The sequence below is a fragment of the Vibrio sp. V42_P2S4T144 genome (assembly GCF_009904715.1).
In the GTDB taxonomy this organism is placed as follows: Bacteria; Pseudomonadota; Gammaproteobacteria; order Enterobacterales; family Vibrionaceae; genus Vibrio; species Vibrio alginolyticus.
This window is the reverse complement of record NZ_WXWS01000290.1, coordinates 1-18836: the sequence shown is the minus strand read 5'-3', so window position 1 is coordinate 18836 and position 18836 is coordinate 1. Positions and strand designations below refer to the sequence as shown.

Annotated in this window: 14 protein-coding genes; 8 read left to right on the top strand and 6 right to left on the bottom strand. The window is 46.1% G+C overall.

From position 1 onward, the window contains the following. Positions 1 to 12: 12 nt before the first annotated feature. The 3 genes from CAG68_RS09820 (at position 13) to CAG68_RS09810 (ending at position 2804) form a co-directional block, all read left to right on the top strand. Positions 13 to 696, top strand: a complete 684-nt coding sequence (locus CAG68_RS09820) for a hypothetical protein (protein ID WP_161441064.1) — start codon at positions 13 to 15, stop codon at positions 694 to 696. A 235-nt stretch (positions 697 to 931) separates the two neighbouring features. Further along, the gene (locus CAG68_RS09815) at positions 932 to 2377 is read left to right on the top strand and encodes a hypothetical protein (RefSeq protein ID WP_161441063.1); all 1446 of its coding nucleotides are present in this window, start codon (positions 932 to 934) and stop codon (positions 2375 to 2377) included. Positions 2378 to 2471: 94 nt separating this feature from the next. Further along, positions 2472 to 2804 (top strand): hypothetical protein, encoded by a 333-nt coding sequence (locus CAG68_RS09810; RefSeq protein ID WP_079878982.1) that lies wholly within the window; start codon positions 2472 to 2474, stop codon positions 2802 to 2804. 21 nt (positions 2805 to 2825) lie between these two features. Here the strand turns inward: CAG68_RS09810 and CAG68_RS09805 are convergent, their stop codons facing one another. From CAG68_RS09805 to CAG68_RS09785, 5 genes are all read right to left on the bottom strand, one after another. Next, entirely contained in the window at positions 2826 to 3743 is a 918-nt protein-coding gene (locus tag CAG68_RS09805) for a ParB/RepB/Spo0J family partition protein (protein ID WP_161441062.1), read from the bottom strand. Beyond that, positions 3740 to 4513 (bottom strand): ParA family protein, encoded by a 774-nt coding sequence (locus tag CAG68_RS09800; RefSeq protein ID WP_161441061.1) that lies wholly within the window; start codon positions 4511 to 4513, stop codon positions 3740 to 3742. Before CAG68_RS09800 ends, CAG68_RS09805 begins: the two co-directional genes overlap by 4 nt. A 3-nt stretch (positions 4514 to 4516) precedes the next feature. Next, the gene (locus CAG68_RS09795) at positions 4517 to 4756 is read right to left on the bottom strand and encodes a hypothetical protein (RefSeq protein WP_109170130.1); all 240 of its coding nucleotides are present in this window, start codon (positions 4754 to 4756) and stop codon (positions 4517 to 4519) included. 532 nt (positions 4757 to 5288) lie between these two features. Next, complete coding sequence (locus tag CAG68_RS09790) at positions 5289 to 5714, bottom strand: hypothetical protein (RefSeq protein WP_109170129.1); 426 nt, start codon at positions 5712 to 5714, stop codon at positions 5289 to 5291. A gap of 55 nt (positions 5715 to 5769) precedes the next feature. Beyond that, the gene (locus CAG68_RS09785) at positions 5770 to 12489 is read right to left on the bottom strand and encodes an SNF2-related protein (RefSeq protein WP_161441060.1); all 6720 of its coding nucleotides are present in this window, start codon (positions 12487 to 12489) and stop codon (positions 5770 to 5772) included. A 381-nt stretch (positions 12490 to 12870) separates the two neighbouring features. Between CAG68_RS09785 and CAG68_RS09780 the strand changes: the two genes are divergently transcribed. Further along, positions 12871 to 14544 (top strand): portal protein, encoded by a 1674-nt coding sequence (locus tag CAG68_RS09780; RefSeq protein ID WP_161441059.1) that lies wholly within the window; start codon positions 12871 to 12873, stop codon positions 14542 to 14544. Between the two features lie 13 nt (positions 14545 to 14557). Next, positions 14558 to 15511: a head processing protein gene (locus tag CAG68_RS09775; RefSeq protein WP_161441058.1), complete on the top strand. Its 954-nt coding sequence runs from the start codon at positions 14558 to 14560 to the stop codon at positions 15509 to 15511. A gap of 91 nt (positions 15512 to 15602) precedes the next feature. Here the strand turns inward: CAG68_RS09775 and CAG68_RS09770 are convergent, their stop codons facing one another. Beyond that, the gene (locus tag CAG68_RS09770; protein ID WP_109170125.1) at positions 15603 to 15956 is read right to left on the bottom strand and encodes a hypothetical protein; all 354 of its coding nucleotides are present in this window, start codon (positions 15954 to 15956) and stop codon (positions 15603 to 15605) included. Between the two features lie 551 nt (positions 15957 to 16507). Between CAG68_RS09770 and CAG68_RS09765 the strand changes: the two genes are divergently transcribed. The 3 genes from CAG68_RS09765 (at position 16508) to CAG68_RS09755 (ending at position 18593) form a co-directional block, all read left to right on the top strand. Next, positions 16508 to 17098, top strand: a complete 591-nt coding sequence (locus CAG68_RS09765; RefSeq protein WP_161441057.1) for a hypothetical protein — start codon at positions 16508 to 16510, stop codon at positions 17096 to 17098. Further along, on the top strand, positions 17095 to 17427 hold the full coding sequence (locus CAG68_RS09760) for a hypothetical protein (RefSeq protein WP_104968900.1): 333 nt from the start codon (positions 17095 to 17097) through the stop codon (positions 17425 to 17427). The genes CAG68_RS09765 and CAG68_RS09760 overlap by 4 nt, the downstream gene beginning before the upstream one ends. A gap of 89 nt (positions 17428 to 17516) precedes the next feature. Next, positions 17517 to 18593, top strand: coding sequence for a replication initiation protein (locus CAG68_RS09755; RefSeq protein ID WP_024703815.1), 1077 nt, complete (start codon positions 17517 to 17519; stop codon positions 18591 to 18593). Positions 18594 to 18836: the final 243 nt, after the last annotated feature.

Sequence of the window (18836 nt, the reverse complement as noted above, 5' to 3'; positions counted from 1 at the left end):
TTAAGAGAAAAAATGACGCTCAACCGCGATGCTGCGGGTTTGTTGAAAGAGCTTAAGAGTGGCCAGCTATCGATTGGTGAACGCATCAAAAAGAACCGTGAGCTGGTGGAAATTCTTAATAAACTGACTGGCGCTAACCAAAAGATTGAGCAGGAACCGGTATCAAGTTCGGATGAGCCAATATCGGTAGAAGAATTTTCCAAGTTAGGCCGCTCCGATAAGATTGAAAAGCTCAATGAAGTGCTACTTCTGCCTAACTGGTACGAATACGAAATGGCGTTTTTCCCTAACTACCAAATGGTTGAAAAGGGCGATAACTACGTTGTGTACAAGGATGGCGAAAACTTCCAGTTTGGCTACAAAGGGCATATTGCGCGCGGTTTGGACGACTGGAAAAACGATGCGGGCTCAGCCAAGAAAAATGGTGGTTTTGGTAGCTGGTCGCGCGCTGACCGTAACAAGGCTATCAAGACCATCACTAAGCACATTGAGCAGAATGAACGCGACAATGGCGAACGTCCAGTTGAACAAAGCGAACTGGTTGCGAGATTCCTTGCAGGGGAGTTTAATACAGCCAAGCCATCGTTGTTTGTTGATGTAATGCGAGACGTTCACTCAGAGGGCTTGGAGCTAGATAGCATCAAGCAAAAAGCGATTGAATGGTTCGAGCACAATCCTGACAAACTGGCCGCTTAAGTTTTCGCATGAGAGAACTTTAAAACATGACATTCTATATAATTTTCGCATGCGAGAACTTTTCAGAGAACTTGAGAAAAAACAATGAATGTTTTCACTAAAATCCGAGCAGACTATTACTACAAGCAATCTTTAAACCTTGCACTAGCAGCCAGCGAACGTCAAAACTACGCCAAGGCGCTTTTCGCATTGCTTAAGAGCCTTTAATCCGTTTCCCTGTCCCAAAAGTTTTCGCATGCGAAAACTCGCCACTCCAACCGGAGCGGTCAAATTGAACCAACTCACATCAATTAGCGCCGAAATCAAAGAGGCGAAAAACATCAATGACCTAGCCGAGATTGTTCAACTGTACGCAACAGACAATCCAAAACCCAAGCTAGGTCGCACCAGCTACGTTGTGACAGCAAAAGGCGACGAAGTAGAAACAGGATTTAAAGTCGTGGAAGCCAGCGACCTTATTCCATCGAACGACTTAGACGGTCGAATCAATCCGAACTTCCCGCAAGAACTGCAACCGCGCGACCGTACTCGCGTATCCTCAAAATTGCAGATCTCAAAGATGGCCAACGATTTGCGTCCACAACAATTAACCGATTCTGGACTATCTAGCCACGGCGCACCTATTGTCGGTGCAGACAATGTGGTGGAGTCGGGGAACGGTCGAACCATCGCTATCATCAAGGCGTATCGAGAGGGCAAGGCTGATAAGTACCGCCAGTTCCTAATCGACAATGCGGAGCGCTTCGACCTATCACCGGAGAAAGTTGAGAGCATGCGCGAGCCAGTGTTGGTTCGAGAACGTGTCACCAAAGTTAACCGTGCTAAGTTTGCCCGAGACTCCAACCTCTCTGACTTGCAACAGATGAGCGCCGCCGAGACGGCTTGGGTTGACGCAGAGCGCATCGATGACCGCATGATTGCCCTTTTCCAACCGAGCGAAACAGGCAACCTTTTGACCAAGTCTAACCAAGGATTTATAAACAGTTTCTTAACTGAAATTGGGGATAACTCAACCGCCGGACTACTTACCGAAGATGGCCGACCAACCAAGCAACTGATTGAGCGCATGCAAAATGCCGTGTTTGCCAAGGCGTACAAAAACGAGAAGTTGGTGAAGCTGGTAGCCGAGGAAGCCGATCCCGAAATTCGCAACATTTTGAGCGCGCTAAACGGCGCAGCAAGCGCGTTTGTTGAGATGCAATACCTTAGCGGGGAGGTGCATAAAAACACGTCTGGAACACTGGCAGAAGCCGTGGAAATTAACGCCTCACAACCTGACCTCGCTAAGTCAGCACTTGACTCACTGGTGCAAGCAACCGAGCTGGTAAGACAGGCCAAAGATTCCGGTCAACACATCGATGAGCTATTGGCTCAGTCCGGTTTGTTTGGCGACAACGATCCCGAGGCCGAAGCGCTGGCGAGATTCATTGCTGCTAACAACCGAAGCGCAAAACGCATGACACTGGCATTTAAGGCAATGGCCGAGGCAATCAATAGTGAATTGCTTCACCAAGGCCAAGCGCTCGGGGATATGTTTGGCGGCGGTGGTGCATCGCTTATTGATATTCTTGGGCGTGTAAATCAAGAGCTGGAAAACGAGGGGGTACAAACAGGCTTTATGTTCGAGTCCAGTGTGCAACTGGACGAACTTACAAACGCTTCGAGGCATGCTATAAAATAGTTCTTGGCATATACTGCCTATACAACCTTTATAGACACACAAAAACGCCAGATTTAATTGTCAAATCTGGCGTTTTTGCATTTGGGAGTAGGGGATGTTTACTATCAGGCATCGTTATCACTACGGGCTAATCGACATAAACGAAGACGGCGTTGCCGATGGCCATTCAGTCGCAGGGAATGAGATCCCCGCTTTAAGGAAAGATGGCGAGTATATCTACAGACCATTTAAAGGGGCGCTAGATAATATCTATCTACTGCATGTCCAAAAGGTAAAGCTGGTGAATATCGTCGCTTATTGCGATGACGAACTAGGGCTATTTGGCTGGCAAGACGTGCCACTCGATCACTATGTGGTTGGTGTCTACCGTGATGGCGGGTATTACGTCCTAACGAAAAACGGGCAGCTAATTAGCCACCCGCTTTAAAAGTTTTCGCATGCGAGAACTTTACACACGATACCCAACTAATTGAGCTTCACCAACTGGCACTTGCTCAAGTTCGCCATCATCAAACAGTACCGTTAGCTTGTCGCTATCCTTACCAGATGCGAACACCAAACCATGACGGCCATTAACCATGACACAAATGCTGGTAGGCTTTTGGTTTGCCGTAGGCTTTTTGCTTACTGGTGTCTTATCGGTCTTTTCTGCTTTCTCGGGTTCGCTAGGTTGAGGGGTAACTTCCACCTTACTATCTAGCTCGCCAGTACGCAGTTTTACACAATCTTGGCGCGTTAGCTTCTCACCGCTTTCCAGTGCTTCACGAACGCGCTCAGAGTTATCGATGCTGGCTTTGCGTAGTTCGTTGATGGACTCAACATCACCAATAATTCCTTTTTTGAATGCTTCCAAAACAAAGTCAGGGGCTTTAAGCACATTTAGGTATTTCGAAATGTAGCCGTCTGATTTGCCAAGGCGCTTAGCTAAGCCACGGTTATCAAGATTGTGCTTTTTCTTAGCTTGGTCAAACGCCTTACCCAATTCGATTGCCGTTAAATCTTCACGTTGGATGTTTTCAATGAGCTGGCCAAAAATATCACCCTTTTCACGGATAATACATTCAACGTGAGTCAGCTTATCGCTCAACATAGCGGCGCGCCAACGGCGTTCACCCTCTTGGATTTTGTATCCCTTGCCATCGAACGGGTAAACAACGACAGGTTGAATTTGGCCGTTTTCTTCTAGGCTTTCGCATAACTCAAGTAGTGATTCATCGTTAAATTCTTCACGAACTTGCTCAACTGAATACAAAGAGTCTTTAGGGATAGCCAGCACTTTTGCTGCATCGCGGATTTCTACCGCTGATTCATCCAAGAGATTATCTAGGTCGCTAAGCTTGATTCGATCTCTTAAGCTTTTGGTCATGCTGTCACCTCTACCATGCGCTTGCAAAGCTCATCACAAACCGCTGTAAAGCCGAATTTCTCAGCCGCTTTAGGGTTGGTTTCAATCAGTGCTTTGCCTTGGTTTAGAGCTTCACTTACGCGCGTTGTTTTAATCAGTTTGTTTTCAAAAACTAGGTTGCCGTACTCTTTACGAAGTTCCGCTTCCTGTTCGCGCTGGTCGTTTGTAATGTTGGCTTCAATAAGGTTTAGGACAATGCCTAACACTTCCAAGTCAGGGTTCATTCGACGGATTTGGCGCGAGGTCTTAACCAGCTCATTAACGCCTTTGATCGACATTTTTTGTGCTTGGCTAATGATAAGTAGCTTGCTGGCCACAAGTAGCGCTGCATGCTGTAGCGCGTTCGCCGCTGGTGGACAGTCGATAAAGATATAGTCGTAGTCGTCTTTGATAAGGTCAATAGACTCAGCCACGTTTAAGATTTGTGATTGAGTAATGTTGCCCATGCGCTTATCGCCGCCAATAACGTGTACGTTTTCGGTGACTTCGAAAGGTTTAGCCTTTACTGGATTTTCGAAAAGGTTGTAAGCGTTGTGTAGGCAGCTCGCAGATGTGTACTCTGGATTCTCGACCATTTCCGGTGCGATTGAACCGCCTAAGTTGTTTTGTGGGTCAAAGTCCAGGAATAGACATTTATTGCCTTGATTAGCGATGCTAATGCCAAAGTTGTAAGTACAAGTTGTTTTACCAACGCCGCCTTTTTGGTTGGCAATCGCCATGATAATGCTCATTAATTAATTTCCTTTGCTGGTGGAATTTGTTTGCTGTTTTGGTTTGCTCAGTGCTGTCTCAAGATCATCGATATAGCACTGAACCACATAATCGGTCGTACCGCCGCCATTCATGGCTTTGTAGATGGCAGTGTGACAAGGGCTTACTCCCTTAACGCCATCAATAAGCAGCTTGGCTTTTCTGGTACTTCCTGCTTTCTCGACTAATTGAATTAGTCTTTCGCATCGTTCCTTGGATGCCATATCAACGCCTCTTAATTGTTGTCACTGGCAACGGGGTTACACTATACGTTGCCAGAAGCAACAGCACAAGCAAAAAAGTGAACAAACAGAACCGATTGCACAAGTTTTCGCATGCGAGAACATCAGATAAATTGTGAGATTGATTCCATGTGTTTTCGGATGCGAAAACTTTTTGACAATTCTATTACTTAACTAGGTTACAAAGAGCAGCGTCAACAGGCATAAGAAGACAAAAGCACCTAGTTGCATAGATCGTTGTTTTTAATAAAAAAGATCTAAAAACCTGTTGAATATGAAAATTATTTCATATACATTAAATTACAGATAGGCGGCAACAAAACTATTAGGGGTAGGATTGATTGCATCAAAGCTTATCTGTTCAACGTGCAATCCCCGCCATTTTTTCAGTGGCGGGGTTTATTTTTTTTTTCTCAAAAGTTTTCGCATGCGAAAACTCTCCACTAAATTCCATGCAAAAAAATACCCGCCAAAGATGACGGGTATATGAGAAAAAGTTTTCGCATGCGAAAACTTACTGCATCGATTTGCTGTTAACACTCCACGCTTCGAGATTTACGTCCTCGATAGAATATTCAAATTCTTCATCATCGGCGTAGTAGGTATGTAGGTTTGCTTGCCAGTAGCCTTTATCAACTTGCTCTTGCTGGTACGCCCACGCAGCACACAACAAAATCGCAGGGTCTTCGAAATTGAAGTGTTGCTCTGTGATCACTTCTGAATCGCTGCCAAGGTCATAACCATGCTTAGCCATGAGCGATTTAACCGCCCACCAATAAGCGCCATAGTGACGGTACATGAGCGGATTGGCTTTAAGTGTTTTATAAATGCCATCTACTTGAGCTTGGATAAATGCTTCTTTGCTTTGCGCTGTTTCTAACGCCTCATCGAGTAGGGGCTGTAGATCTTCAACGGTAGGCAATTTCACTTGGGTAATCATTTTTGTCTCCAAAAAGTTTTCGCATGCGAAAACTTATCGCATGCGAAAATTTGAGTTAGGCAGCTTCGGCCATTGTGTTGTGAATGGTTAATAGCGATTTCGCTAGCAATTCCAAATCCGCTTTAGCAGAGATAAACCACCAGCCGCCATTAAACTCACTGCTTGCGTTCGAGGCGAAGTCTGCGCCGTACTCGGCCTTGGCTTCCTTGTCACCAGCGAACATCACTTTAAGCGAACCTTTAAGACCGTTGTTGTCCATCAAACCAATGCGCTCGTATGGTTCCACAACAATCTCTTTTCGGTTGCGACCGCGCTTAGGCTTCCAGCTAATTGGTGAAGTCACCATTTTAACGTCGATGCCAATGCCTGACATTAGTTCACTAAACTTCTCGATGCTCTCTACGTTAATGGCAGATATATTATCGATTTTCACTTTCTGCGTTTCGGTCACTTTAACCTCGGCCCTTTCCGGCTTATCCGCATTTAGGTACTTCTCGATAAATTCCTCACGCTGTGCGCTGCGGTAAGTGAATAGCGAACCATACGCACCTTTCATGCGATTCAATGACCAGTCATCCGAGAAGATTAAGCCGTCACCGGATAGGAACTCACGTTCGCCAATAGCGTGTAGGTCAGCGCATACCTTAAGCATGGTTTCTTGTGAGTTTTCGCCGTAAATCGCATCGACCTTTTTCAGCAAGTGAGTATCGGTCGTCGGCTTGTATTGCGTCATCCAGTACGCGATCTGTGATAGACGTTTTGCACGGTCAGGGTCGTTGGCCACCAGCTTAGTGAAGTCAGCGAATAGCTTATCTTCCAACTCTGTGCGGTATTCGCTAGAACGTTCGGTCAGAATATCGGTGTAACGAGTGTACTCACGAGCCGATAGGCGGCGCGCTTCGTGTGCGTTGGTGTAACCTGTCCATTTCAAATTGCTTAGATGGTTATCTAGCTCTTTGAGGAACGTGATAGACGTTTTGTAAGTCGTCTCCGCTTTGAGTAGCGCCTCTTGATAAAGCTCAGGGTGTTTTTCCTCGAATGCTTTGATCTCAAGTGTCACCAGTTCAACGACTTCCTGTTCGCTCACTTGGTTGCCGTTTTCCATCGCCTGTTTGTCCCAATCGCTACCGATAAAGAAACTTAGAATGTCGTGTTCCAACATCACGCGACCTTTATCTTCCAATTGCTTGGTCACTTGGTCGAGTAGGGCTCTCGCGGTCGCTTTATCGCTCGCATCTGGATAAATCAGCGTTTGGTCTGGTTCAACATCCAATCCCCACGGCGTAGAGAATGAGCCGTCAGCATTACGCACCAAACAACGGCGACTATTTCCGTAGGCTTTCATTTTCTTCTCTGCGACCAGTTCAAAGAACGTCTCACGGTCAAACGTATGAGCGACTTCACTTAGTGGTACACCTTGGAGCGCTTTTGCTTCTAGTGCTGCTCTATCCTGATTCACTGGCGCAATTTCAATGATGCGCTCAACAGGTAGATCGACATAGTTGCGTGACGCTGGTTCGCCGTCCATTTCAGTAATAAAGCCGTCCACCGTGCCAGATTTACGGTCGAAGTTGGTGATCATGATTGTTGCTTTTGAGTCGTACTCGGCGCTCCAAGAACGGCTCTTAACTTCGGCTTTGTAGGTGTAGCCATTACGAACAATCACACCGTTGCGAACAATGTATAACTCTGGATGAGTTAGGAAGTCAGGGTAATCTTTTAGCACACCGTCATTGATGGCCAGCTCCATTGCTGGTTTCAGTTTCTTGATGGTGTCGCTCGCCTTATCCCGGTTTTTGATCGCTGCCTCAAAGGTTTTGATTTGGCTTTCTAGGGCAAACAGTCTGCCCTTGGTGCGTTGGTAGTTTTTGTGCTGCCAACTGCCGCGCTTCTCGCCCTCTGCACGTAGGCGATCTTCTTCCACCTCTTTGCGTAGCGGCTCTAACTTATCGCGTAGTTCGGCCAGCTCACCCTCAACCGCACTCACATCCAAAGCAAGCATTTGGGTGGCTTTGATGTACTTGCTAACGTTGATACTTGCTAGTCGGCGTTCCTCTAATTTTCTCTTGCGCTCAGCTTGACGCTTAGCCGCTTCGATACGGGCTTTCGCTTCTTCTGGATTCGCTGCCAGCATGATTGCAGTTTCGTCGGCTGCGTCTGCATCGGCGTTCGCAATGTACTTGTCATCACCTTTGAACATTGTCTCAATCCAAGTGGCTTTGCGTTGGATTGTGGCCAAGCGGAAATCATCGAATGAGCCTTTCGACGTGTAGTAGTGAACGTTCACGATGTTTTGTTTAGAGCCAACACGCGCGCCACGGCCATTACGCTGTGTGATACTCATTGGAGTCCAAGGTAGCGTTAAGTGGTGAATATCGGTTGTGCCATGATGCAAGTTGATGCCAACTTCCCCTTTTTTATTGAGGATCATGAATTTGTATTTCGAGGTGTTGTAAGCATTGGCCATTGCTTCCAAACCCGCTTCCTCATCGTCCTCAGTCGCTTTAGAGCCTTTCCTACCCGCAACGGTATCGCTGTTCAAAATGCCGATTTCAGACAGCTTACAACCAACAAAATCCGCAATGATTCGCGCGACTTTCTTGTGCTGTGTTTTTTCTTCGGTAAAGACAAGCTGCTTACCACCAGCCAGATAAATCTCGCGGGCGCTCTCAAGGAACTTGGCGTACTTAGGAGAGACAGGGTGCGTAAATTTCAACTTGGCCTTGTCACAAATGTTTGTGAATCTGTCATCAAGTTGCTGGTGGAGCTGAACCACGCAGTGATCGCCCTCAACCTTAACGCTCTTATCAACCTTAACTTGGATTTTGCTTAGCTTAACCGTACCGTCTGGTGCCACGTCCTCAAAGGCGACCGTGACGGTATTTGGTAGCTTGGCTACTGCCGCCTCAACCTCTTTCTTGCTGTCCTTGGCGAATCGGTAGGTAACACGCTCATAGTACAAATCAAGGTCTGTACTTACCTTGTCCATCTTGCGGATCAGGCCGAAAACCGTGTCGTTAGGGTATTGCTCGACAATCTCTTGGTTTTCGTCTTTGTCTGGATTGCTGATTGCATCAGCGCGCTGGCGTAGTTCCTCGTATAGCGCTTCCTGTTCGCTATTCATTTGGACAACGCTTTGCTGACTAATCAGGTCAGGAATGTGAACGTTGGCACCAACGGATTTAGCATCCTCGATCGTCATGTAGCGGTTAACGATGTTTCGAAGTGCGTCTAGGTTTTGGAATCCGAGTAGGGCTTCACGCTGTTCAACTTCGCCCGAAATCTTAGTAACCAGCGCTTCGCCAGTCTTACCAAACATGCGGATAAAGTCGTCGCTGTCAAAGATCCCCATCTTGGCAAACGTGTCTGCCGGAATGATGTGGGACAGCATATTGAACATATCAACAGGGCTGTTTACGGTTGGCGTAGCTGTTAGGAAATAAACGCCTCGACCGTCATTGCGAGCCTTAATGACGTTGTTCTTAATCTGCATATCGATAGCGCGATCGGCTTGCGCTTGGCTAGGCAAGAATGCCAGATTGTTTCGGTATGAGCCGCCCTTGTACGAGTTGCGGAAATCATGCGCCTCATCGACCATAACCGAATCGAATAGCAAGTCCTCAAAGTACGGTAGTTCTTCGTTTTTGGCCGTGCCATCGTCAGCGTATTTCGCTTCAAAGCGCGCGTTCTTCGCTTTCTCTGTGTGGCTTTCCGCTTCCTTAACTAGCTTGCTTGAACCAGCAATCAAACCAGCATCGCGCATTTCAAGCACGTTGGCCGAAATCGTGTCCGGCTTCAATGGAATGCGGTTGTACACGTCTTTTGTCATTACCACGATGCGAGCGGTTGACTGTGTAAGCTGGTGGAGCTGTTCTGCTACGCGCTTGCCGTTGGTGTCTACGGTCAGTTTGGCGCGCAAGATAGGATCGCCTTTCTTGTCTAACTTCGGTTCGCCCGTTTCATCTAATACCGGTTCCCGAATGATTTTTCCGTCATCGTCTTTGTGAACTCCAAGGCCGATAAATACCTTGTCAGATAGATTGCTTTCACCAAAGAACAGGTCGGACTCATAGAACCAGTTCTCTAACACAGATTTAGGAACAACGATGGCCACACGGTTAGCGCGTTTGGTTTCTAGGTTGTGCTGCACGAGGCCAAGGCCAGTGAGCGTTTTACCCAAGCCAGTACCAAAGGCAATAATGCCGTTACCGTCTGCACTGTGACTGCGAATGGTTGAGTTTTGGTAAGGTAGGAACTCAATCGCACCAGATACGCCATCTAGCGATAATGGAGTATCATCGAACTCCGGTTTAATCCAACCGTTAAACGTATTGTTGTAAACCTGTTCCAAGTATTCTGAATGGTCAGATGATGCAATCCATGTAGAAAACTCATCATCGAGGCGGCGCATTTGTTCACGGATAAGTGATTTATCTTCGTTCTTACTACCGCCACGAACAGCACCATAGTTGATGTACGATTCAATTTGACGCTCAAATCGCTCATCGCTGTTCGCTGCTTTACCTTTCACGCCATTACGAGTTAGGCCATCAACCCATTCGCCATCACGCCAACGGTAGCCAGTGAGGTATTGGCCGGATTCGCTTTGTACGAAATCCTCAAAGCCGTCCTTATCCTCGGTAAAGTCGCCCAAGATAAATTCCGTGTAGCCACGGTCATGCAGGAACTCAAGCATGATGTTTTTAGGAATCCACTTATCGGTAAGCTTCATCTTCACATCGGCAATCGAGATCTTGTTTCGCTTAGATTCGATGGCTTGAATTTGGCGCATGATGTTAGCTTTCACGGTATCGCTGGTGGCCGATACTAATTGTGCGGTCAGCTGATCCATGCGCTTGCCGACTAGGCCAGTCGTCGCCTTATGGAATGCCGTCACCGTGCCGTCTGGGTTTACGGCTACCTCATCCATGTTCGCTAGGTAATCAAGCAACTGCTCATCGCTCATCGCATCGATACCGCTTGCGGTGTAATACGTGCGAACGTCATGCAGTGTCAGTGTGGTTATGCCTAGTTCACGATCGCATAGATGGAACACGTCACCAATGCGAGACGAACTGTATTGAACAGTCAGCTCACGCTTAAGGTCGCCTTTGAGTAGGTCAGACAGTTTGCCCTTAGAATCGATCGATGAGTGGTAGTAATTCCATGCAGAAACGTACTTCTCGCTTAAGTTGCTTAGCGCTTTCTTCGATACCTTAGAGCCGCCCATTAGTGCGTTCAGCTCAAACACTTCGCCGCTTAACTTCACGCGATATTGTTCGGTCTGGAAGTCCTCCGCGCCCATTGCCATGTTGGCCAAGTCGCTATTGGCTGTGGTTCGGCCACCAGCAACCAGCGTTGCAAGTGTTTGAACTTTCATGCCAAGTAGAATGCCTTTATAAGCGTGTTCTTGGCTCGCTTTTGGCAGCTTGGCTATCTCGCGCATTAGGGCTTTAAAGTCGTCATGACACAAGTAACCGTAATCTTCGAAAAGCTTGAGCGCTTGGCTGGCCGATAGCTTAAGCATCGATTCAGTAGAGTAGGTGATAGGACCGATCTCATCGGTGTTATCTACGCCATAGGTCGGCTTGCTGATAGCGCCTGTTTGCGCGTTGCTTTCAGATAACTCCCATTCGCCATCAATCATTTCGTACTGCTGGCCATTGCGGAAAATCGTGTCGCCCTCGGAGTATTTCGCGCTCACTGGCTCGCTGACCGCTTCATCGAGCAACATCCAGTCAATGCGACTGTCAAAGCGGCGCATTAGCGACTCTTTAATATCCTCGTTAGAACGGTTGCCACGCTTCACGACTTTGCGCGCAAACTTACCTACGCCCTCAACAGTCTGTTCGCCGTTGATGAATTTCTTACCCTCGCGCTCGAACCACTTACCTTTAAGCCAAGTATCCCAAAGCACGTTAGATTCAATCAGCGTGTCACGGTCGGCACTATCAATCAGTGCTTTCGCTTGGTCGCTGTGTTTGCGCCAGATAACAAGGTCAGTCACTACGCCCGTATCAGAGAACGTGCCCGTTGGTAGTCGGTGCGCGCCCAAAAACTCCGCTTTAAGTGCGAGTTGTGTACGCCACTTCTCAAGGTTTTTCGCATCACAAATACGAGTTGGCAGCACTAGGGCAATCAAGCCACCAGCTTTCGCTTTATCGATAGAACGAGAAACGAAATACTGATCAGCGTACTTAATGTCTTTGTATGCTTTGTCTTTCATCGCGCTAGCGTCTCGAACACCATAAGGCGGGTTGCCGATCACTAGGTCAAAGTCACCAATGCCAGGATTAGTTGCTACCGCTTCGAATGCTGATTGGATTACATGGTCTTCGGGGTGAAGAATTTGGTTGATGGCCGCTGAGGTCTGATCCATTTCTACGGATGTAGTCAGGGTGCCTTTAGGTTTGGTTTCGCTAAATACGCCCACGCCCGAACTTGGTTCAAGTACGCTGCCGCCAGCAAAGCCATAGGAACGAACTGCATCCCAAGTCGCGCTCGCCAGCCATTTAGGCGTGTAGTATTCGTTGGTGGAGCCACCGATACCGCCAAAACCTGTGTAGTCGCGCAGAGCTGCTTTATCTTCGGGTGAAACGTTGGAGTAGTCGCCGTTGTACTTGGCGAGAATATCTTTGGCTAGTTGGTTAGCCTTAAGGCGCTGGTGGCCTTTTGGAGTGTCGCTAATATCGACAGCGAGCAAGGCTTCAAACTGGCGTACCAGTTCATCGATTGTTGTCGCCTGTTCAATACTGCGGGTTAAATCAGTGTTCATTGAACTTGCCTTTTATTCATTGGATAAAAGCCAAAAAAAAAGTCGAGCTTTCGCCCGACTTTTTCCTTTCCTATTCCCCATCCCAAAAAAACGCCACTATCAATATCAATTTAAGTTAATGAATAATCTAAAATATCTAAGGAAGTAGATTTTTAGGGACGAGAGAATTATTCCGAACACGGAGGTTATCATCAAGAATAAAAATTAGTGTTTTTGGTGAGTAACCAAGATTCAAAGGCAAGCAATTGAACTTTGACTAAAAAAATTTAACGCATAGAAAATCAATCATTTATTAGCGTATTGGTCACATTGACGCGATGCGCTATCATCCAAGATCATCCCCATCCCTGTAGAAAGCGCCTCAACTAACCGAGGTCGCACATGTCGCAAAACAAGGCATCAATTGGGCTAGCGACAGCTTTAAAACAAGCGTTCCCTTTCTTTAACGAGAATGACGATAAAGAGAGCGGGATCAGTTTTGAATCTGGCGCTGGATACACGGGATCGCCATTCCACGATCGCGAAAACCAATTAGATGAAAGCACCGGCGCTCTGACCAATGACGGTCGAAAAAGCTCAGACCGCTTTTTTCTGCACAAGCTGCCGAAAGATCGCTTCATGCTATATCCGATACTCAAGGAAATGGCCGAGGACAGCACGATTGATGCCGCGCTCAATCTGCACCTTGGTCACGCTCTTTCGGTATCAAACGACAATGGCATGGCTGTGTATCTTCATCCAACCGATGAGAAGTACGCCGAGTACGTAGGCCGTCTTAATCGAGAGCTGCTAACTCCAATCAACGAAAACCTAATGAACTGGACGTATTCAACGCTGGTTTATGGGGTTAACTATGTTCGCCCATACACGAAAGAGGGAGTGGGTATTACTCACTTTGAGGCCAACTACTACACGTTGCCAAACCAAATTCGTGAGTACGAACGTTCGGGCGAGCTAGCTGGATTTACTGCGGAATATCTACAAACCAGAGCGAACGGCGAACAGGTACGCCTTGCCGAACCTTGGGCGCTTATCCCACTAAAGATGCCAATCTGGCGACCAGATATGGATATGCCGCCAGTTAACTACACTGGCCAGCGCTACTCACTTTATGACGATGCGTATTCACGCATGCCAATCGAGACGCAGAACTACGGCACGTCCATTCTGCTTACCTGTTTTGAGGCTTGGTCGATGCTTCGCCAGTCCATTGCAGCGCTAGGCGCAAGTCGTGTGAATGCTTCACTTATCGATCGCATGGTAGCGGTAAACACTGACGGCTTAGATGCTGCGGGAGCTGCGGAATACATCAACATGGTCGCTGACCAGATGAAGCAAGACCGTCAAGAGGTGGTAGACCGTTCCCGCAAGCTAGGTTTCATCCCAACCGTCATCAACACGCTGTTGCCCTTTATGGGCGGCGCTAAAGGTGGCTTGCAGATCGATACCTTTACCACTGACCCAAATATCTCCCACATCGAAGACATTATGTTTCACCTTAAACGCTTAGCCGGAACGCTTGGCGTAGACCCATCCATGCTTGGGTTTGGTGATCTTCTTTCTGGTGGACTAGGCGAGGGCGGCTTCTTCCGCACTTCGATTCAATCTGCACTACGCGCCAACCAAATCCGCGCAGCCGTGGTGACGTTCGTTAAGCGCGCTATCGACATTCACACCATCTACCGAGACGGCAAGGTGTGGAATGACAACGATATGCCATTCGAGATCCGATTTAACTCTCTCAACACTGCTATCGAGCAAGAGAAGTCGGCAGCAATGGAGTCGCAAGCGAACTACGCAACCATGCTGACTACCGTGCTTGACCTTATCGAGCAATCCCCAATCAGCAAGTCTCCGAAACTCAAAAACCATCTTTACACGTCCGTTGTTGGCCTCGACTCCGAGCTGGCCAATGAAGTCATTTCCGAGCTCGCAGCTCAAGTGGCCAAGAACAACAAGATGATGGAATCCATTGGCATGACTGACCAAAGCGAAGCGGAACGATTCGTTAGAGACGTAGTTCTCGACCTACTAACCGAAATCCAAAGCCATTAATGGAGAAAAGAAAGTGACAGCAAAAGCACTTAAACAAGTATCCGACCGTTTCAGCCTATTCAATGACGGTCGAAAACTTAGCGCCAACAAGCGCAATTACATCATCAAAGCCGTGCAAGCGATGATCAACAGCCCACGAACTAAAGAGCTACTGCGACTAGGTGAGGCGTATGGTTACTATGGTCATCAATCCCGCCAACGCGCCAATAAGCTCTCAATCGGTGAAACTGAGGTGATCATGATTAATGGTCGTCCGGTTGTGGTAGAAAACGTGCCATCTAACCGCACAGTCTCTATCACCTGTTCAGATGACGGTATTGTTGAACACACTCAAGAGTTTTTAGATACCGACACAGGCCGTATTGCTTTAGGTTTGCACAATAGCCGTGCTGGTGGTTGGAGCTGGGCGACTGGTGGCCAAGATACACGCGAGGCATCGATCACGACTTCATATCACGGTATGGACTACGTATTGCAGCCGAACTATATCAGCCTAGACCATCCGGCCATGATGATGGAAAGTGCGAACAGCGAGCAAATGATCCTCGAATCGCTACAGGAACAAGGTTTTGATGAGGAATCCGCGCGTAATATCTACGCGAACATGACTCAACAGACTAATGTTGAGCTTGTCGGTGATCTTACTAACCAGCTTATGTACCTAGAAAGCGTGAACGCAGAGTTGCGTGAAAAGGTAGAGCAAAACGCTAAGGCAACCTCGATGCTGCTTGATGTTGTGGACTCTTTACCTATCTATGTGACCGATGCGCAGCGCAAAGCGATCGCCAACATGGCCAGCAAGGAAGATCATCAAGTGGTGCGAGCTATGTTTGAGTCGCTAGGTTCCCGAAAAATGGCGACTTTACCGACAAATAGCTACGTTCCAGTAGAGCAAAAAGTGAGTGTTGCGCCTCAAATTAAACAGCAGTTCGTCAACTTCGGATCTTCGGCACGAAAATTCCAATAAGCTGATCAATCAAAAAGCGCCACCAGCGATTAGCAATAAAGTTCAAAAAACAGTCAATTCAATCGAAAATGCTGGTGGCCAATTCGGAATTTTATAAATCACTAGGAGCGACAGGACGCAAGTAGAGTTTATCTTTCTTAAAGTGCGTAGGTCGCCAGTCCCAACCAGCGATAGATACGCTATCTCGCGCGCCAGCAATATACGACACTGCGCGCAACACATTGATACCCTTATCAAAGTTAATCGCCTTGTCGGCCTTTAGAACGAGTCTACCGTCTTTTTGGCTATGCAAACCAAAGGTGCAACCTGAGATTGTTACTAACAAATCCAACGGTAGCACTGGTGCGTTCTTTTTCGGGAACTGTCGGCGCTTAAACTTTTGTTTTAATTGGTCAACTTGAGTTTCTAATTGCTGTTCAGCACTTGGTGGGGGAGTAAATTTCATCACAGAGTTATCCACAAAACTTAGCGTGTTCGGAATATTAACACGTCTAAAAGGAGTTTAAATAGATAAAATTTTTGGTAAACTCTAGCGCCAGATGGTAACGCACCATGTTCGGAATTGATTTGATATGGAGACTTGTTTGATCAACCATTTAAGATCAATAATAGGGGCGTTTTTCTGTAATTAGATCATGGCGATGCCGTGATAGAGAGAAAGTGATTCGATTTCGGACAACAGAAAATAAAAAAGCCCGCTTTGGCGAGCGGGCTTTCTTACTGAAATCGAGCTTTAAGCGGCAAACTTAAAGCGTCACGACAAACGAACTTAAGGAAAGTCAGTATGCCGTAATAAATTAGACCGAAGCCTAATCAGGTGAGACATTTTAGTTTGGCGACTAATGTCTCAAATGGTTCGTAATTAATTTAACAACTTAGATTGTTTTGAGCACCAATCTTAGCGAGCGTTAAAATTACACAACACAAGACAGGTGTAATTATAACGTTCAAAGAGATCGGTGGCAAACTTTTGCGCTTTTTATTTGAGCAAATTTTATGCAAATTACACCACTTTTGCTGAATCCTCGGTACTGGAAGTCAGGATTCAGAACACAAGCTTCCAATATTAAAGCCAATAAACCATTGGCACAACGTAAGCTTGCTTGCCTACTAGAAACTATCTCAAGCTTTATCCTTAAGCATGGTCACACTTGCTTTGCTTCAAGCGATACCTTAATGCGTACCTACAATGAGAACTGTCACCGTTACGGTTGTAAGCCAATCATAAAGCGCACTATTGATAATTACATCAAACGTGCAAAAGAACTTGGCCTGATCGCTTATGGACAGCCAAAGAGGAACGATCACACAGGTCAGAATCAACGTCACATCACTCTATGCGTTGATGGCATCCAAAACATGTTCACTGGTGCATACAAATACGCGCTACAAGCGGCAGAGAAGTTTTGTAATAGACAAAAATTGCATTTAGGGGGGGCTTCTGTGGAAAAACCTCTTGAGGCCAGTTCTGACAAGGTTTGGGAGCAATCAGACAAAAACAAAAATTGCAGCATAAATACAAAAGATCTCTCTACAGAGAGTAAAAATAAAATAATAACGGTATCCCATCTGATTCTTGGTTTTTGAAAATCTTCAAACGTGACGCAGATGAAGTAAAACAACTTCAATTAGCTGCTAAGCAAGGCCGCCTATCAGCTAGTGGAGCTCGTCGTGTTATCAAGCTGTACAACAAGCACCAACAGCCTTTAGCGCCTAAGTTCGTGTCATACCTTAAGTTTGTGATTGCTAGCTGGCACAACAAGGCTGCAAGCGCCGTGAAAGCTAGCGTGAACAAGGTTCGTGATACAGCTACCATACTAGCAGAGTACATGAACACCATTTCAGAGAAAGAGTCTCAAGGCTTGGTTGAATACTATCGTGACGCAGTAGGGCGAGTACAAATCAGGTATCTGTAATCACTGCTTGATGTGAGTATTTCTGTACATGCGCGACCTAAAATGTGTCATAATTACCTAAATCTTGTTATTTATGGATATGCATTTGCATGAGTGATGAAGAATATTTCTACCCTGCGGTAAGCGATAACCTCCCGAAACATATCAAAAAAGGCCATCAACTGGTCTTTAGTCGTCAAGATCTATCCGCTAGGGAAGCTGATATGTTTGCGTTGATGATTGCACATATGAAACCAAACGACTGGGATCAGAAAACACCACACTATGAATTTACTTCACATCAATTATCAGAGTGGTTAGGTGTTGAGTCTAAACATATTGGTAGCAACTTAAGTCCAGTAGCGAACCGCCTAGCTAGTCGAAAAATCGGGATAAAGGTGGAAACCCCGAAAGGTGATATTGAATTCGACTATAGACCTCTTTTTAAACATATCGCTTATAAACACGGCATACTTACGATGGTTCCTAACGATATGCTCAAACCAGAGTATATTGAATATAATCAAGGATTTGCTCTGATTAACACTCGCAATTTCTTTGAGGTAAAAAAGGAGTACTCTAAGCGCTTGTACGAACTGCTTAGTCGCTTCAAAGACAAGGGCTTTGAAATGCATGCGCAAAAGCTTAGTGAACTTAAAGGAATATTCGGGCTTTTGGACGAATCAGGGAAGCTGAAAAAAGATAAAAGTTCCTTCAAAAACAACAGTGTATTTATGAAACGTTGTATCCGGGAAAGTATTAAAGAACTTTCTGAACATCCTCAGATTAGCAAAGAGCTTCTATTTTTAGAAAGTAGCCAGGGTGATAAGGGTTTTGAGGTTGTAAAGAAAGGTAGAACCATTACAGGAATCAAGTTTCTCTTCCGGTGGGTTAAGCTAGGTTCAATTGATGAACTGAATCAACACGATGCTCTAAAGACAATTCGACAACTCGAATTGAAAAGGCTTCAAAACCAAGTCAGACTCACCGAGTCTGAACTAGAATCACTTGCCATCGCGTACCGCTATGTGGGTAAAGAAGACCACGCTCTTAAAGTTGAAGATAGCTTGTCAAAACGATACTCAGAAAAAGAGCAACAAAAACATGATGATGGAATACATGAACTAGAGTCGTTAATGGAAAAGATAGATACCCTTTCAGAACTAACCGATACTCACGATTACTGATAGCTAACAAGTTTTAGGTCATGCGCTCTATAGATGACATTTTTTAGGTTGAAATGAGCTATGTGACACATTTTAGGTATGTAAGCGAGAATCCGACGTGATCATTGACTCGAAAGTAAAAAAAACCGAACAAGACTTCGATATAACCATCTCACACACCTAAAATATGTCATTTAAGAAAATAAACACCTAAAATATGTTACCCAATCACCTGATATATGATCACTTTCACCTAAATTATGT

Coding starts and splice junctions, on each gene's coding strand:
- CAG68_RS09790 (WP_109170129.1), bottom strand. CDS start 5,714: ATGATTACCCAAGTGAAATTGCCTACCGTTGAAGATCTACAGCCCCTA.
- CAG68_RS09795 (WP_109170130.1), bottom strand. CDS start 4,756: ATGGCATCCAAGGAACGATGCGAAAGACTAATTCAATTAGTCGAGAAA.
- CAG68_RS09820 (WP_161441064.1), top strand. CDS start 13: ATGACGCTCAACCGCGATGCTGCGGGTTTGTTGAAAGAGCTTAAGAGT.
- CAG68_RS09810 (WP_079878982.1), top strand. CDS start 2,472: ATGTTTACTATCAGGCATCGTTATCACTACGGGCTAATCGACATAAAC.
- CAG68_RS09780 (WP_161441059.1), top strand. CDS start 12,871: ATGTCGCAAAACAAGGCATCAATTGGGCTAGCGACAGCTTTAAAACAA.
- CAG68_RS09765 (WP_161441057.1), top strand. CDS start 16,508: ATGCAAATTACACCACTTTTGCTGAATCCTCGGTACTGGAAGTCAGGA.
- CAG68_RS09805 (WP_161441062.1), bottom strand. CDS start 3,743: ATGACCAAAAGCTTAAGAGATCGAATCAAGCTTAGCGACCTAGATAAT.
- CAG68_RS09815 (WP_161441063.1), top strand. CDS start 932: ATGCGAAAACTCGCCACTCCAACCGGAGCGGTCAAATTGAACCAACTC.
- CAG68_RS09755 (WP_024703815.1), top strand. CDS start 17,517: ATGAGTGATGAAGAATATTTCTACCCTGCGGTAAGCGATAACCTCCCG.
- CAG68_RS09785 (WP_161441060.1), bottom strand. CDS start 12,489: ATGAACACTGATTTAACCCGCAGTATTGAACAGGCGACAACAATCGAT.
- CAG68_RS09800 (WP_161441061.1), bottom strand. CDS start 4,513: ATGAGCATTATCATGGCGATTGCCAACCAAAAAGGCGGCGTTGGTAAA.
- CAG68_RS09770 (WP_109170125.1), bottom strand. CDS start 15,956: ATGAAATTTACTCCCCCACCAAGTGCTGAACAGCAATTAGAAACTCAA.